Raw genomic sequence first — 16,350 nt, 5'->3', positions numbered from 1 at the left:
TTATTGACGGTATCAGCCGTTATCTGAACTTGAGCAATCTAGGGAGAAATACGTCTAGATTGGAACAAGGGTGGAACCACGAAAACACATTCGTCCCTTTCCTAGGGATGGGTGTGTTTTTTTATTACTTTGAAGGGAGGTGCGGTAACATGAAACGATTTATAAGTACGGAAATAACCACCACCTGCATGACAAAAAAGCAGAATAAGGTGATTTATAGGTGTAACAATTAAACTTTTAGGAGGAGATTAGAAGATGAATAACGTTATAAATGTTGGAGTATTAGGTTTAGGTACGGTCGGAAGTGGTGTTGTTCATATTTTGAAAGAACATTATAAAAAAATCGCTCTTGATACAGGATACGAAGTGAAAGTGAAAACAGTCGTTGTACGTGATTTGGAAAAAGAACGCGATGTTTGTATTGACGGGATTGCAGTAACAAGTCATGCAGATGAAGTTCTAAATGATTCGAATATTGATATTGTAGTAGAGGTAATGGGCGGAATTGAAGAAGCGAAGCAGCATATTGTTAAGGCTTTACGAAATAAGAAACATGTCGTGACAGCAAATAAAGATTTAATGGCTGTATACGGTGCAGAGCTTCTTCAACTGGCGAACGATAATGATTGTGATTTATGTTATGAAGCGAGCGTAGCAGGCGGTATTCCAGTGTTAAGAGGACTAACTGACGGGCTAGCATCAGATCAAATTGAAAAAATAATGGGAATTGTAAATGGTACAACAAATTATATGTTAACAAAAATGAGTCAAAATGGGTGGTCTTATGAAGAGGCTTTACAGGAAGCGCAAAAATTAGGTTTTGCAGAATCGGATCCGACAGCAGATGTAGATGGACTAGATGCGGCGAGAAAGGTAGCAATTCTTGCAAACTTAGGTTTTTCGATGAATGTTTCATTAGATGATGTGCAAGTAAGAGGGATTCGAAAGGTCGAAAAAGAAGATTTACAAATGGCTGAAAAGTTAGGATTTACTATGAAGTTAATTGGTAAAGCTGAAAAACAAGGACCAGCCATTCATTTAAGTGTAGAACCGACGCTTTTACCGAGCCAGCATCCATTATCAAATGTGAATAATGAATTTAATGCGGTGTATGTCCATGGCCAAGCGGTAGGAGAAGTGATGTTTTATGGACCCGGAGCTGGGAAGTTACCGACTGGTTCTGCTGTAGTAAGTGATATTATTTCAATCGTTAAAAATATGAATCAAGTTCCGAAAAATAAAAGTGCGTTAAAAGAACCAGTTCCTTATGAATTACAAGGTGATGAAGAAGTAGTTTCGAAATATTTCTTACGCATTTCATTACAAGATGAGCCTGGGATGTTACAAAAAATAACAGAATGTTTCGTTAATTATTCTGTAAGTTTAAAAGAGGTTATTCAATTACCTTTAAACCGTGAACTGGCAGAAGTCGTTGTTGTGACACATCGAACTTCCAAGTATCAATTTGAACGAGTTTTAGAAGCGATAGAAGCTGTCGCAAGTGAAATAAACAGTTACTACATTATTGAGGAGGAAAAACAATATGTATAAAGGACTATTAAAACAATATGCGTCTTATTTACCGGTGAATGAAAATACACCTGATGTCAGCTTAATGGAAGGAAACACACCACTTATTCCATTATTAAATATATCAAAACAATTAGGGATTCAGCTATATGGTAAGTACGAAGGAGCGAATCCGACAGGTTCTTTTAAAGATCGTGGTATGGTCATGGCAGTTGCTAAGGCGAAAGAAGAAGGTTCAGAAGCAATCATTTGTGCATCAACAGGTAATACATCAGCATCAGCTGCAGCATATGCGGCACGTCTTGGGATGAAATGCATTATCGTAATACCAGAAGGAAAGATTGCACATGGAAAATTAGCGCAAGCGGTCGCTTATGGAGCTGAAATTATTTCAATAGAAGGGAATTTCGATGATGCACTTAAGGCTGTAAGAAATATTGCTGCAGAAGAGCCGATTACGTTAGTAAATTCAGTGAATCCTTATCGAATTGAAGGGCAAAAAACGGCAGCATTTGAAATTTGTGACCAATTGCAAAATGCACCAGATGTTCTAGCTATCCCTGTTGGGAACGCAGGAAATATTACAGCATATTGGAAAGGTTTCTGTGAATATGAGAAAGAAAAAGGTTATAAGAAGCCAAGAATCCATGGTTTTGAAGCGGAAGGAGCAGCGGCAATTGTAAAAGGGCATGTAATTGAAGAACCTGAAACAATTGCAACAGCGATTCGCATCGGTAACCCAGCAAGTTGGTCATATGCAGTAGAGGCTGCCGAGCAGTCTCGTGGTGAAATAGATATGGTATCAGATGAAGAAATTTTACATGCGTATAGGTTATTAGCAAAAACTGAAGGAGTTTTCGCTGAACCAGGATCAAATGCTTCATTAGCCGGCGTAATTAAACATGTTGAATCTGGAAAAATCAAAAAGGGAGAAACAGTTGTTGCAGTATTAACTGGAAATGGTTTGAAGGATCCTGATATCGCTATTTCTTCAAATCAACTAGACATCGCAAGTGTGTCAAATGATATAGAACAAATTAAAGATCATATTAAAGGGGTGATTATGTCGTGATACCATTTAGCGTTCGTGTCCCTGCTAGTACGGCGAATGTTGGTCCTGGATTTGATTCAGTTGGAATAGCTTTGTCATTGTATTTAGATGTGGTGGTTAAAGAAAAAGCTGATAAATGGCAAGTAATCCATTCCTTTGAAGAATCAATTCCAGCAGACGATAAAAATTTAATCGTTAGCACGGCATGTAATGTATGTCCTTCTATATCACCCCATATAATAGAAGTTACTAGTAATATCCCATTAACGAGAGGGCTAGGAAGTAGTGCATCAGCGATTGTAGCTGGGATAGAGCTTGCGAATCAACTAGGCAATTTGAACTTAACTGCTGATCAAAAAGTTCAAATTGCTACAAATTTTGAAGGACATCCTGATAATGTTGCTGCTTCTATATTAGGTGGAACTGTAATTGGAGCACTTGATGGAAAGGATGTTTCCGTCGTAAGAATTGAGAGCAAGGAATTGGGTGTAATTTCTCTCATTCCGAATGCAGAATTAAATACAGATGAAAGTCGATCTGTATTACCAAAGATGTTTCCGTTTCATGAGGCAGTTAAAGCTAGTGCGATAAGTAACGTATTAGTAGCTGCATTATGTCAAAAGCGGTGGGAAGTTGTAGGTGAAATGATGGAGAGAGACCATTTTCACGAACCATATCGTTTAGAACTCGTACCGTTATTACCATCTATTCGTAAATGCGCAAAAGAATTTGGTGCGTACGGTACAGCACTTAGCGGTGCGGGACCATCTATTTTTATATTAACGCCATATGAGAAACGTCAAGAAATCGCTGAGCAATTAGCGAGAGTATTTACAGATATGAAAGTATGTGAGCTTGAAATCGACCATAAAGGTATTATTGTAAATAAGGAAGAGCATATTGGATCGTAAAGAAAGCTGGCATGGCTAGCTTTCTTTACGTTGCAAACCTATTTTAAATTAGGTTTTTTTCGGAAAAAAATATAAAACAAATGTTGATTTTGAATAATGTAAGTAAAGAGTGCATTCATTTTGGAGGTGATTAAATGAATAAAGAGTCACCAGAAGAAAAAAGAGAGCGTATGAGACAAAGTGAATTAAAAAGTAATCCTACGGGTTCTTTACATGACGGACTCAATAGAGCGGAAACAGGTAGTCCAGTTGATATAGCAGGCGGTATGAATTGGAAAGGCACAGGAATAATCATTTTAGTACTATTTTTAGGATACATTGTATACACTTATTTTTTCAGTTGAAGAATGCTTGTTAAAATTTTGATTTGTTTAGTTTCATAATTATTGAGAAAAAAACGCAGTTACTGTATTACATATCTTCTAAGCAAGTTATAGTTGTTCATATCAACTTTTAATACTCCAAATAGAGCTAGCAAAATGCTAGCTCTATTATTTTTTGCCACATTCCTGTAACAAACCACCTGTATATTCATTGGTGGAGGTGCAGAGGATGAAAAAAATGATAGCGATATGTCTTCTAACAACTATGCCATTTTCGACTTTAGTCGGTTGTGACGTAAAAGGTAGTAATGCTGTACAAGAGTCTAAAATAAAGAAATCGACGTATAAAGATTTTACTTATGATGTAAATCCAGAAACATTCACATTAACTGTAGAACATGAGGGGGTAAAGGAACAGGCATCACGACCCCTACCGAAAATGAAGGTATCGAATGTAAAAAAAGAAAAGGATCGTACATCGTGGGAATATCCAGATCAAAAAGTAAAAATAAAATTAGAAAAGAAAAAAGACCACTTAAACATTGAAGTGGAATCGACTGGTGCAGAAAGCTTTACATGGCCGAAAGTAGAAGCTGAAAATTATACACTTCCGTTATGGGAGGGTAAGCAAATTCCGAGCAATGATGAGAATTGGAAGAAGTTTTTAAAGGATGATGCATATTCATTTGCTGAATCATTTTCTATGAAGTTTTTCGCATTAAATGGTTCGAAATATTCAATTGTATATATTGCAAACAATATGTTTAATAATGAATTGAAGTTTCATTCGGATCCGAAAATAGGATTTGATTTTACACATGAATTTCCGAGCATAAATAAAAATAAAACATATGGATTTCAATTATATGTGACAAATAATGATGCGGTAAGCATTGCTAAACTGTATAAGGATGATATTGTTCGAAAAGGTGAATTTAAAACATTACAAGAAAAGGCTAGAAAAAATAAAGAAATCGAAAAGTTATATGGAGCGGCGCATTTTTATTTTTGGAATCAAAATGGTCTATCAGAAAATAATATAAATTGGCCAAAACTAAGGGAGCAAATAAATAGCCCGCTGTTTAGTCATATAAAAGAACTTATTCAAAAGAATAGTTCAGAGCCTGGGGAACTGAATGTATTAGATCAAGTAAGTAAACAAGATTTCATTGATAAGTATCAAAAAAATGTTATTTTACGTTATATAAACGAAGTATTATCCATGAAGGAATTTTATAAAGAGGATATTTTTCAAAACGTTGATCAGGAAGCTAGTGTGCTATTAAAGAAAGGTGTAGGTCACTTAACGAACACAGAATTGTATAGCTTAAATAAGCATTTATTAAAGTCGCTACTTGGTGATGCGGTTGAAGAGGTAAGTAAATGGGGTAATGCAGATGGAACGGACATACTAAAGGAAATGAAAGAGGTAGGAATAGAAAAAGCGTGGATTGGTCTGCCGAACTGGGAACAAGGATTTATGCAACCTAATTTCGTGACAAAAGCGAAGGAAATGGGGTATTTAGTTGGTCCGTATGATTCATATCATTCCATTCACGAAAAAAGTGATAAAAATTGGAACACAGCATCCTTTAATGACCCATCATTATATGAAGAGGCTACTGTAACGAAGAAAAACGGAGAAAAGGTGCAAGGCTTTTTAGGCAGAGGTCGCAAGTTAAACCCGACTTTATCGCTGCCTAGTGTAAAGGAACGCATGAATGATATATTACAAAATGGTCCTAAATATAATTCATGGTTTATTGATTGTGATGCGACAGGTGAAATTTACGATGACTATTCAGCGAAACATATAACGACACAAGAGCAAGATTTAAAAGCACGTTTAAAACGAATGGACTACATTGCGCAAGAAAAGGGTATGGTCGTTGGTTCTGAAGGTGGAAATGATTTTGCTAGTAGTACGATTGCATTTGCACACGGAATTGAAACACCTGTTATTAAATGGGACGATGAAGATATGCGGAAAAATAAAACAAGTCCGTATTATGTCGGTGGATATTGGTCACCAAATCAAAATGTTCCCGAAAAATATGCAAAACAAGTACCATTGAAAGAAGAATATAAACAAGTGTATTTAAACCCAGTATATTCGGTACCATTATATAAATTAGTATACAATGATTCCGTTATTACAACGCACCATTGGGAATGGGGAAGTTTAAAGGTAAAAGATGAAGTTGGAAATCGAATGCTGTCTGAATTATTGTATAATGTTCCTCCGTTGTACCATTTAGATGAAGTAGAGTGGAATAAGCATAAAAAAGAAATTACAGAGCATCTAAAAGTTTGGAATGAAGTTCATGAAAAAGCAGTAAAAGAAGAGATGACGAATTTTGCGTATTTGTCAGAAGATAAGCTAGTACAATCTGTTTCTTATGGAAAAAATATTAAAATCATTGTGAACTTCTCAAATGAAGACATGGAAGTAGAAAAAACGAAAATAAAAGCAAAGTCGGCTTTTATTGATAATCAGGGGAAGAAAAGCATGTATACGCCGTTTGAGAAATAATAACGTCAAATATACTGTATTCATAGAGATTTTATAATTAGCTGGATTCTTTATTCATATCGTTTGTTAGGAAAAAGACATTCTAATTTAAAAAGAAAGAGTTAATAAATTTGTAAATCCGCATGTTGCGAAGTGCTAAATTTTTGAAATTGGTAAATAGTGACTTGCCAAAAATAAGTACGAGAGTATAATGTGAAATGGAATACGTATTGGGTTTAAGTAGTAACCTTACAAAATTGTAAGGTTAGTGAAAGGAAATTCAATATGAAGATAAATAGACTTACATTATACTTGGTAAAGAGAAAGAGAGGCGAATGGGTATGAGCTCTGAATTAGAACAAAATACGAGAAGTAATAAAAAGCGTTCTAAAAGAAAGTCAATAAAATGGTTCATATTAATTCCATTTTTCCTACTTATTTTTGGAGGAGTAGGATATGGTTCGTTTATATATAATAAAGCAAAAGCTGTTGTAAATGATGCGTATGCAAAAATTGATAAGTCATCAAAGCGTGATAAAGAAGTCGAACCTTTAAAGGATAATATTTCAATATTAATCATGGGTGTAGATGGAAGTGAAATGAGAAAAAGCCAATATGGCGAAGCAGTTCGAACAGATGCACTTTTATTAGCAACAATTAATAAAGATGATAAGTCTGTTAAGCTAGTAAGTATTCCACGTGATTCACGTGTTTACATTCCAACTAGAAAAAAATTAGATAAAATTACTCATGCTCACGTATTTGGTGGCGTAGAAAGCACACGCGATACAGTGGAAAGATTCTTAAATGTCCCTGTTGATTATTATGTGAAGTTTAACTTTGAATCATTCGTACAAATTGTCGATTCAATTGGTGGTATTGATATTGATGTACCAGTTACTTTCACTGAACAAGATAGTAAAGACCAAGCTGGTATGATTCATTTAGAAAAAGGTTACCAACATTTAAATGGAGAACAAGCACTTGCACTTGCAAGAACGCGTAAAATTGATAGTGACGCAATGCGTGGACAGAGACAGCAACTTGTAATAGAAGCAATTGCCAAAAAAGCGATGTCTGTTCAATCAATTAGCAAAATGGGCTCTTTACTAGATGCGGTTGATAAAAATATGAAAACGAACTTAACATTTGACGATATGCTTGCCATTACAAAAAATATGGCAGGATCTAGTTTGGAAATGGAAAAATTGCAAATAGAAGGTACAGATAAACGTATCGGTGGTATTTATTATTACATTCCAAATGAAAAAAATGTAAAAGATATTTCAAAAAAATTAAATGATCATTTAGGTGTAACGCCAAAATCAGTCCGAAACGAATAATAAAAAAAGATTGGCTTTTGCCAATCTTTTTTTTTGGAATGTATTTGTAACTTTTCTGTAACGATTTTTTAGTTTAGAAAAATTATACTCATATGTATGAGTATAATGGATAGGTAAAAAAGTAAAAGGACATATTCAAAATTTGTGGTAAGGAAAGATATCATATGCAGAAATGGTTAAGCATGATGGGAATTATCTTTATATTGACTGGATGTAAAATGTCTGAAGCTCCAACAAGTCTAATGGAAGCTCCTACAAATGAAAAATGGATTAATGAATTAAAGGAACAAATTGATAAAGATTTACCTGTTAATTATCGCTTACTTACTCCAATGTCTAACAAAGATAAACAGATGATTTGGTCAATGAATTTTAAACAAGATAATAAGAAAGAAGCCATCTTATTTTATAAATTGCCGAATGAAGATCATAGCGTATATTTAGCCGTATATGAAGAAATCGGAAATGGCTGGAGAATAAAGTCCACACATAAATTTGATGGTGGAGATGTAGATATCGTTGAAGTCGGTGATTTTACAGGGAACGGGAAGAGAGAGTTGTTAATCGGAATCTCTGTAAATCGTGAATCGTTAGAACATGTTATGTATGTTTTTTCGGAAGAAAATGAAGAGATGAAGGAAATATATAATCGAAGTTATACGAAGTTATTCATAGAGGATCTAAATGAAAATGGACTGAAAGATATAAGCCTTGTTACATTTGAAAAAGATGAGAAGCTGACAGTTGAGTTCATGGAACAATTTAAGACTTTATCTGAAGTGTCATACGATCCATTTATAAATAGTATTCAAAGAATACAAATGGGTCGTATATCTAAATCACTAAAGGCGGTAGTAATTGATGCAGGAGTTGGCGCTCATTCAGGTATAACTTATGTAGCAAAATTTGATCAGGATCATTATGAAGTATTACCTATAGGTGGGAAAGAAGATTTATTTAATGAATATGTTGTAGAAAGTAAAGATGTTAATGAAGACGGCATTATTGAATTTGTTCGTACTGTACGTCCAAAAGGTTGGGAGGATAAATCACATGGTGATAGCCCGCTTTTTGAACGTTACATACAGTGGAGTGAATCTGGAATTAAACCAATTGAAGAACGATATATAGATATAGAAAAAGGGTATTATGTGAAAATTCCTAAAGAGTTAATAGGGAAAATTACAATACCAGATCAGCAAAAAGAATCAAATTCTCAAAAGTTTTTGGATACAAGAACAAATAAAATATGGCTTGAAGTTCATATTTTTAAGCGGAAAGAATGGTTCAATATAAAAGGCTACAGCGCAGCAATTAAAACGGCTTCTCACGTATATGCAGTACCGAAGCAATCGGAATTTGAAAAAGTGAAAGCATATATAAAACCGCTAGCGGATTATCAACAAGAGTAGGAGGTGGGAATTATGTCAAAAATTTTAGTTTTAGAAGATGAATTAACGATCCGTAGCTTTATTGTTTTAAATTTAAAACGTGCTGGATTTTATGTAATAGAAGCTACTACTGGAGAAGAAGCGTTACAGATTTTGAGTGAACAAACTGTTGATATAGCACTGCTGGATGTAATGTTACCGGGGATTGATGGTTTAGAAGTTTGTAAGGCTATCAGGAAAGAAAATAAAAAAATGGGTATTATTATGTTAACCGCACGTGTACAAGATGAAGATAAGGTGCAAGGACTAGGAATAGGTGCAGATGATTATATTGCAAAACCGTTTAGTCCAGTAGTATTAACTGCACGTATACAGTCTTTATTAAGAAGAATAGAAGTACATGAAGAAAAAACGAATATTGTTACGTCAGGTCCATTTTCGTTAAATATTATAGAAGAAAGATTGTATAAAGATGGACAATTAGTCGATTTAACACCTACAGAGTATATGATATTACAGTATTTAATGAATCAGGCTTCAAAGCCAGTTTCGCGTGATGAAATTTTAAATATGATTTGGGGAACCAATTACGTAGGTGAGACGAAAGTAGTAGATGTAAATATGAGACGGTTACGTCAAAAGATAGAATGTAATCCATCAGAACCTGAATTTATTCTTACGGTGTGGGGAAAAGGATATGTGTGGAAGGAAAGTATGAGATGAAACGGAAAGTGACTTTATATTTTATGACGGTCATTACACTTATGCTTGTATTATTTGAAGTTGTATTTTCAGTCTCAATTTATCGATACTATTATAATGGTATTGTGCAATATATAGAGTCTCATGCGAAAACGAGTACACGTTTTTTTTCAGAATACAATTCACTATACTTTATTCGATTACAAGAATATAGTGGTGACATAATTAGTAGCTTTCAATTAGAAGGAACAGAATTACAGTTAATTGATCGTCACGGCTCGGTTATACAATCTTCAAGTGGTGAAAAGGTAAAAGGTAAAGTGAATATTCCACAATCATTATTAGAAGGTGAAATGTATAATCAAGTTACTACGAAAGGTAATAAAAAACAACTAGAGGTGCTAAGCCCACTTATACATCAAGGACAAACTATTGGTGTTTTAAAATATACGACTGTTTTAACAAATGTAAATAAAAAGATTATTGAAATTATTACGTTTACTATTTCTGTAGGTATTGTTATTTCGGGAGTCGCCTTCTTAATTAGTAGACGTTTGGCAAATTCATTTGTTGAGCCAATTGAATCCATTATTCAAGCCTCTTCACAAATTGCAGAAGGCACATTAAAGCAAAAAATTAAAGAAGATTATCCTGGAGAATTAGGTGAATTGGCACATAGTTTAAATTATATGGCTTATAAAATAGATAAGGCTGAGCAGATGAAAAATGAATTCATTGCTTCTATTTCGCACGAAATACGAACGCCTTTAACAGGAATTAAAGGTTGGAGTGAGACGTTAAAAACAGTAGATCATTTAACAGAAGAAGAAATAAAGCAAGGTATGGGCATTATTTCAGGTGAGACAGATAGATTGATTCATTTAGTAGAAGAATTGCTAGATTTTTCAAGATTACAATCAAATCATTTTAATTTATATAAACAAAAGGTGCAGTTGTACGATATACTAGAGGAGACGATTTGGCAATTAACTCCTAAATCGGAAGAGAAGGAAATTCAATTTATTACTACTATAGACCGAATTGAATTGATGGGAGATCGAAATAGGTTAAAGCAAGTTTTCTTGAATATTGTTCAAAATGCAATTAAGTATTCACATAAAAAAAGCACAATACACATTGAAGCGACTAAAATAGAAGGACAAGCAGTGATTAAGGTAAGAGACGAAGGGATTGGAATTGCTAAAGAACATTTACCATATATTGAGCAATCATTTTACCAAATTAATAATCATGCTGCAGGTGCAGGTATTGGTTTAGCTATCGTTAAAAAAATGGTAGAGCTTCATGGCGGTGTGCTTAGTGTTACAAGCAAAGAAGGAATAGGAACAACAATTTTGATAAAACTCCCATTATAATACAAATAAAATCTATTTATATGGTGAAATAAAAATAAATAGATGTATAATTATATTGGGCGATTTATATATAAGATTAATAGGGAGAGGAATTCGATAGAATGGAAAAAGCTTTAAAAATTAAACAAATAGTAGTCGTTTTAATAGCGATTGCCGCAGTAGCTATTGGGTATTACATGTTTCAATCAATTACTTCACCAGCAAAAGCTGTTGCGAAACAAGAAAATGTAGTGCAGCTTGCAAGTGAACAGCCGAAAGTTGAAATGAATAAAACGGCACCAAGTCGTTTTAATGGAAAAGAAAGAAAAGTTGCTTATCTTACATTTGACGATGGGCCAGGGAAATATACGGCTGAATTATTAAATACGCTAAAACAACATGATGCGAAGGCGACGTTCTTTTTAATTGGAGCGAATGTAAAAGAATTTCCTGATTTAGTGAAACGTGAAAATGCTGAGGGTCATTATGTAGGCATGCATAGTATGACACATAATTTCGCAAAGTTATATAAAAATGGCGAGTATGTAAATGAGATGAAAGAAGATCAAGGTTTAATCGCTAATATTATTGGGAAATCACCTAAATTAACACGTCCTCCATATGGTTCGATGCCTGGATTGAATGAAGGTCTTCGAAATAAAGTGGTAGAAGGCGGATTTAAAGTATGGGATTGGACAATTGATTCATTAGATTGGAGATACAATAAAATGCCAGTTGATGCAGCTGCAGCACAAATTGCTCAAAACGTATTAACAAACGCAACAAAACCACAAGAAGTAATTTTAATGCATGATATTCACCCGCAATCAGTTGCTGCTGTGCCAGCAATTTTAAAGGGGCTAAAAGAAAAAGGTTATGAGTTTGAAGCTTATCATGAAGAGAGTCACTTCCCAGTGAACTTCTGGCATGATAACCGTATGTAATGGAGGAATGAACGTTGAAGTATGGAAAAGTAGCAGTAGTTGGAGCATTATCAGTAGGACTTTTAACAGGTTGTTTCGGTGAAAAGCCAGAAGAAAATCTATATACAGCTTTTGAAACAGCAGCAACACAAGAAAAATCTTTAGTGGATGAAGCAAAAAAATTAGAGCAGTTAGAGAAACAAGGGCAAGAATTATATGCTCAAATTTTGCAAGAAGGTAAAGATCATAATGAAGCAGTTGTGAAGAAAATAGAGCAAGCTACTGCAAATGTAGACGATCGTGAAAAAGTATTGAAAAGTGAGAAAGAAATGCTAGAAAAAGCACAGAAGGAAACGAAGTCTGTTCAAAGTAATATAGAGAAGATTGAAGATAAGAAGTTACAAAAACAAGCAAAAGCAGTAGAAGAGTCGTATAAGAATCGTTATGATGCATTCCAAAAGATGAATGAAAATTACACGAAAGTGTTAGCGACTGAAAAAGAACTGTATGAAAAATTAAAAGTAAAAGAAACGAAATTAAAAGAAATCGGTGAAAAAGTTAAAACTGTTAATGAATTAAATGTGGAAGCACAAAAGTCGAAAGAGCAGTTTAACAAATTTACAAAAGAGTATAATGACAGTAAATTAGCATTCTACAAAGATGCAGAAATTAAGATTAAAGATCAGAAATAAAGAAGAATCTAAAGTGTAATAAAAAGCCGGAGAAACATCGTTATAAATGTTTTTTCGGTTTTTTACGTTAAATGAATAGAAAAGACTGGAATTGATATCATAAAAGAGTTATAGTGAGTTATTCTAAGGGAAACATTGTAAAGTAAGGAGAATGGGAATATGTCATATGAATTTTTACTCAAATTAGGTTTAGCACTCTTTTTAGGATTATTCATCGGGATAGATAGGCAGCTAAAGAATAAACCACTTGGTGTGAAAACAAGTATGGTTATTTCTGTAGCAAGTTGTTTAATTACGATGGTTTCAATTGAATCTGTACATGTATATTCTGTTCCAGGACATACAAATATGGATCCGATGCGACTGGCCGCTCAAATTGTTAGTGGAATTGGTTTTCTTGGCGCGGGTGTCATTTTACGAAGAAGTAATGACGTTATTTCTGGATTAACAACAGCTTCTATGGTGTGGGCTGCTTCAGCTTTAGGGATCGCAATTGGTGCGGGATTTTATTTACAAGCGACAGTTGCGATGGTTTTAATTATTTTAGCGATTAATGTACTTCCGCAACTTGTGAAAATTGCAGGACCGTATTCATTAAGACAAAAGGATTTATCTATAAAAATTACTGTTAAAGAGCATCATGAGTTAGATGGTATATTTAAGCAAATTAAAAATTTAGGCATGCATGTGAAACGCGTGAAAATTAAAGATATAGATAGTGGAGCATTTCAGCAACTAGAGATGGTTATTTTAGCTCCAGAAGATTTATATACAACAGAGTTATATAGTTCCCTGAAAGAGATAGATCGAGTAGTTTCAGTTGAAGTGGAAAGTAGATAATTGTGATAAAAAAGAGTGAAGTGAATTCACTCTTTTTTATTTGGATTCTTAAGGAATGAAATTGATATAATGATGAGTAACAAGGAGGGAGAAATGATGGGAATACATATTAGAAGAGCAATAAAGGATGATATACAAGGTATAGCAAAGGTGCATGTTGATAGTTGGAAAACAACGTATAAAGGGATATTTGCTGACGAAATTCTAGATAATATAGCATATGAGAAACGAGAAAAACAATGGGAAGATATTTTTCAAAAAGAGGGTAATCATCAATTTAGATTTGTAGCAGAGAATTTAAATGGAGAAATAGTTGGATTCATCGATGGGGGAGTAGAAAGAACTGGTACATATAATTGTGATGGAGAATTATATGCAATCTACCTTTTACAAGAGTATCAAGGAATGAAAATAGGACAAAAGTTATTTCAAGCTTTATTATCGGATTGTATAAATAATGATATGCAATCACTTTTAGTTTGGGTTGTTACGAATAATCCTTCTAAAAAGTTTTATGAAAAATTCAACCCTGAAAAAATTGATACGAAATTTTTAGAGAGAGTAAGGGTAGAAGAAACAGCGTATTGTTGGAGAGATTTGAATTTGTTACAAAAACAAACAGCTATATAGATTGATGCATATAATAATATTATGTAAACATATCGTATAGAAAGGTATACCTCATTTGGTGTACCTTTTTATTAATCCATCAAAAGGTGGATTAATAAAAAATAGTAGGTAATTAGTTTGAAAGCAAGAATTTTTCTAGTGTACTTTTAACTAGATTAAAGAAAAGAAAGAAAAAAAGAAAAATTTAATTTGATAAAAAAATTCTGAAATATACTATTGAATTGAATATCATTATCAATTAGAATCATAGTTGATAACGATATTCAATTATCAATTGTAATATGAAATTCTCATAGCGTTAATATAAAGAGGAGGACCAACATGCAGCATGCGAAACAAATCGCAGAACATGCAACATTACAAAGCTTTTTAAACTGTTATTTAAGAGAAACAGGGAGTGGAGAATGGATTACAGAGGATGAAAGAATGAAGAGTATCTTCAGTAATACGTTGAATAGAGATACAGTCCCCACATATTTATGTTGTCGGCTATCGGCACAGAACGTTACTTTGTATGGAGAAGTTATATATAAATCATCAACAGATCGCCATTTGTTTGGAGAACAATTTTATTATCAAATTGGAGATAGTCATTCTGTTATTACAGCAGATTATGTTACAGTTATTACATTTTTAATAAAAGAGATGTCTATCAACTACGGAGAAGGAACGAATCCTGCGGAACTTATGCTTCGAGTCATCCGTAGTTGTCAAAATATTGAGGAATTTACAAAAGAGAGAATAGAAGATACATCCGCATTATACGGTTTTCATACAACTTTTATAGAAGCGGAGCAGTCTTTATTATTTGGGCATTTAACTCATCCTACACCAAAGAGTAGACAGGGGATATTGGATTGGAAAAGTGCAATGTATTCTCCAGAATTAAAAGGAGAATGTCAGCTTCATTATTTTCGGGCACATAAAAGTATAGTAAATGAAAAATCATTATTATCAGATTCTACAACAATGATTATAAAAGAAGAATTAAGTAATGATGAGATGGTTAGTAAGGAATTTATAGCGAAGTACTGTAAGGAAGATCAATATGCATTAATTCCAATTCATCCGCTTCAGGCAGAATGGCTCTTGCATCAAGCTTACGTACAAGATTGGATAGTTCAAGAATTGCTTGAGTATATTGGTCCTGTAGGTAAGTATTATATGGCAACATCATCACTAAGGACGCTATATCATCCCAATTCGAAGTATATGCTTAAGTTTTCATTTCCGGTGAAAGTAACGAATTCAATGCGTATTAATAAACTGAAAGAACTTGAGAGTGGTCTTGAAGGGAAGGAAATGTTAAATACGGCTATTGGTGAAGTACGAGAAAGATTTCCAGGATTTGATTTTATTTGTGATCCAGCCTTTATTACATTAAATTATGGAACACAAGAATCTGGATTTGAAGTGATTATTCGTGAGAATCCTTTTTATAGTGAACATGCAAACGACGCAACATTAATTGCTGGGCTAGTTCAAGACGCTATACCTGGGGAGCGTACGCGGTTATCGAATATTATTCATCGCCTAGCAGATTTAGAAAGTAAAAGCTGTGAAGAAGTAAGCTTAGAGTGGTTTAGACGATATATGAATATTTCTTTAAAGCCAATGGTATGGATGTATTTACAGTATGGTGTTGCATTAGAAGCTCATCAGCAAAATAGCGTTGTTCAGCTAAAAGATGGTTATCCGATCAAATATTATTTCCGTGATAATCAAGGATTTTATTTCTGTAACTCAATGAAAGAGATGCTTAATAATGAATTAGCTGGTATTGGAGAACGTACTGGAAATTTATATGACGACTATATTGTGGATGAGAGATTTCGTTACTACTTAATTTTCAATCATATGTTTGGCCTCATTAATGGTTTTGGCACAGCAGGATTAATTAAGGAGGAAATTCTTCTCTCGGAATTAAGGTCTGTACTTGAATCATTTCTTCCATATAACCGGGAACCTTCTACATTTTTAAGAGAATTATTGGACGAAGATAAGTTAGCGTGTAAAGCAAATTTACTAACGAGATTTTTCGATGTCGATGAGTTAAGTAATCCATTGGAGCAAGCTATTTATGTGCAAGTACATAATCCACTCGTTAGAGAAGTGGCTGTTCGTTCATAAATAACGTTAAAATTTCA

Annotated in this window: 14 protein-coding genes and 1 other annotated feature (1 of these 15 only partly in view); all 14 genes read left to right on the top strand. The window is 33.8% G+C overall.

Features of this window, described 5'->3' with window-relative positions:
• Positions 1-101, top strand: a binding site (T-box leader); it begins 131 nt to the left of the window's first position.
• A gap of 154 nt (positions 102-255) precedes the next feature.
• The 14 genes from MR107_RS05520 to MR107_RS05455 all read left to right on the top strand — a co-directional run bounded on the left by MR107_RS05520 (position 256) and on the right by MR107_RS05455 (position 16,333).
• The gene (locus MR107_RS05520; protein WP_001066899.1) at positions 256-1,551 is read left to right on the top strand and encodes a homoserine dehydrogenase; all 1,296 of its coding nucleotides are present in this window, start codon (positions 256-258) and stop codon (positions 1,549-1,551) included.
• Positions 1,544-2,602 carry a threonine synthase gene (gene thrC, locus MR107_RS05515; protein WP_000276438.1) on the top strand — a complete coding sequence of 353 codons (1,059 nt, stop codon included), beginning with the start codon at positions 1,544-1,546 and terminating at the stop codon, positions 2,600-2,602. Before MR107_RS05520 ends, thrC begins: the two co-directional genes overlap by 8 nt.
• Positions 2,599-3,492, top strand: a complete 894-nt coding sequence (gene thrB / locus MR107_RS05510) for a homoserine kinase (protein WP_242292117.1) — start codon at positions 2,599-2,601, stop codon at positions 3,490-3,492. Before thrC ends, thrB begins: the two co-directional genes overlap by 4 nt.
• A 134-nt stretch (positions 3,493-3,626) precedes the next feature.
• On the top strand, positions 3,627-3,836 hold the full coding sequence (locus MR107_RS05505; protein WP_001031478.1) for a DUF6366 family protein: 210 nt from the start codon (positions 3,627-3,629) through the stop codon (positions 3,834-3,836).
• 208 nt (positions 3,837-4,044) lie between these two features.
• Complete coding sequence (locus MR107_RS05500) at positions 4,045-6,348, top strand: glycoside hydrolase (RefSeq protein ID WP_000738105.1); 2,304 nt, start codon at positions 4,045-4,047, stop codon at positions 6,346-6,348.
• Positions 6,349-6,668: 320 nt separating this feature from the next.
• Positions 6,669-7,670, top strand: coding sequence for an LCP family protein (locus tag MR107_RS05495; RefSeq protein ID WP_025690273.1), 1,002 nt, complete (start codon positions 6,669-6,671; stop codon positions 7,668-7,670).
• A gap of 164 nt (positions 7,671-7,834) precedes the next feature.
• Positions 7,835-9,082, top strand: a complete 1,248-nt coding sequence (locus tag MR107_RS05490; protein WP_001174867.1) for a hypothetical protein — start codon at positions 7,835-7,837, stop codon at positions 9,080-9,082.
• 12 nt (positions 9,083-9,094) lie between these two features.
• A complete protein-coding gene (locus MR107_RS05485) occupies positions 9,095-9,784 on the top strand; it encodes a response regulator transcription factor (RefSeq protein WP_000036071.1) in 690 nt (229 codons plus the stop codon).
• Positions 9,781-11,139, top strand: a complete 1,359-nt coding sequence (locus tag MR107_RS05480) for a sensor histidine kinase (protein WP_000824536.1) — start codon at positions 9,781-9,783, stop codon at positions 11,137-11,139. Before MR107_RS05485 ends, MR107_RS05480 begins: the two co-directional genes overlap by 4 nt.
• A gap of 101 nt (positions 11,140-11,240) precedes the next feature.
• Positions 11,241-12,062, top strand: coding sequence for a peptidoglycan-N-acetylglucosamine deacetylase (locus MR107_RS05475; protein ID WP_000409484.1), 822 nt, complete (start codon positions 11,241-11,243; stop codon positions 12,060-12,062).
• 14 nt (positions 12,063-12,076) lie between these two features.
• Complete coding sequence (locus tag MR107_RS05470; protein ID WP_000873565.1) at positions 12,077-12,733, top strand: YkyA family protein; 657 nt, start codon at positions 12,077-12,079, stop codon at positions 12,731-12,733.
• 159 nt (positions 12,734-12,892) lie between these two features.
• Entirely contained in the window at positions 12,893-13,573 is a 681-nt protein-coding gene (locus MR107_RS05465) for an MgtC/SapB family protein (RefSeq protein WP_000119510.1), read from the top strand.
• Positions 13,574-13,666: 93 nt separating this feature from the next.
• Positions 13,667-14,203: a GNAT family N-acetyltransferase gene (locus MR107_RS05460; protein WP_033666136.1), complete on the top strand. Its 537-nt coding sequence runs from the start codon at positions 13,667-13,669 to the stop codon at positions 14,201-14,203.
• A gap of 321 nt (positions 14,204-14,524) precedes the next feature.
• Positions 14,525-16,333: an IucA/IucC family protein gene (locus tag MR107_RS05455; RefSeq protein WP_001163345.1), complete on the top strand. Its 1,809-nt coding sequence runs from the start codon at positions 14,525-14,527 to the stop codon at positions 16,331-16,333.
• The last annotated feature ends 17 nt before the right edge of the window (positions 16,334-16,350 follow it).

Origin of the sequence: Bacillus cereus group sp. BfR-BA-01441, assembly GCF_022663075.1 — a bacterium.
Lineage (GTDB): Bacteria > Bacillota > Bacilli > Bacillales > Bacillaceae_G > Bacillus_A > Bacillus_A cereus.
Note: the sequence above shows the minus strand (reverse complement) of the source record. Positions and strands in the feature narration are given on the sequence as shown.

Bases quoted from the DNA above. Each gene is read 5' to 3' on its own strand.
- MR107_RS05520 (WP_001066899.1), top strand. From the start codon at position 256: ATGAATAACGTTATAAATGTTGGAGTATTAGGTTTAGGTACGGTCGGA.
- thrC (WP_000276438.1), top strand. From the start codon at position 1,544: ATGTATAAAGGACTATTAAAACAATATGCGTCTTATTTACCGGTGAAT.
- MR107_RS05505 (WP_001031478.1), top strand. From the start codon at position 3,627: ATGAATAAAGAGTCACCAGAAGAAAAAAGAGAGCGTATGAGACAAAGT.
- MR107_RS05500 (WP_000738105.1), top strand. From the start codon at position 4,045: ATGAAAAAAATGATAGCGATATGTCTTCTAACAACTATGCCATTTTCG.
- MR107_RS05495 (WP_025690273.1), top strand. From the start codon at position 6,669: ATGAGCTCTGAATTAGAACAAAATACGAGAAGTAATAAAAAGCGTTCT.
- MR107_RS05490 (WP_001174867.1), top strand. From the start codon at position 7,835: ATGCAGAAATGGTTAAGCATGATGGGAATTATCTTTATATTGACTGGA.
- MR107_RS05485 (WP_000036071.1), top strand. From the start codon at position 9,095: ATGTCAAAAATTTTAGTTTTAGAAGATGAATTAACGATCCGTAGCTTT.
- MR107_RS05480 (WP_000824536.1), top strand. From the start codon at position 9,781: ATGAAACGGAAAGTGACTTTATATTTTATGACGGTCATTACACTTATG.
- MR107_RS05475 (WP_000409484.1), top strand. From the start codon at position 11,241: ATGGAAAAAGCTTTAAAAATTAAACAAATAGTAGTCGTTTTAATAGCG.
- MR107_RS05465 (WP_000119510.1), top strand. From the start codon at position 12,893: ATGTCATATGAATTTTTACTCAAATTAGGTTTAGCACTCTTTTTAGGA.
- MR107_RS05460 (WP_033666136.1), top strand. From the start codon at position 13,667: ATGATGGGAATACATATTAGAAGAGCAATAAAGGATGATATACAAGGT.
- MR107_RS05455 (WP_001163345.1), top strand. From the start codon at position 14,525: ATGCAGCATGCGAAACAAATCGCAGAACATGCAACATTACAAAGCTTT.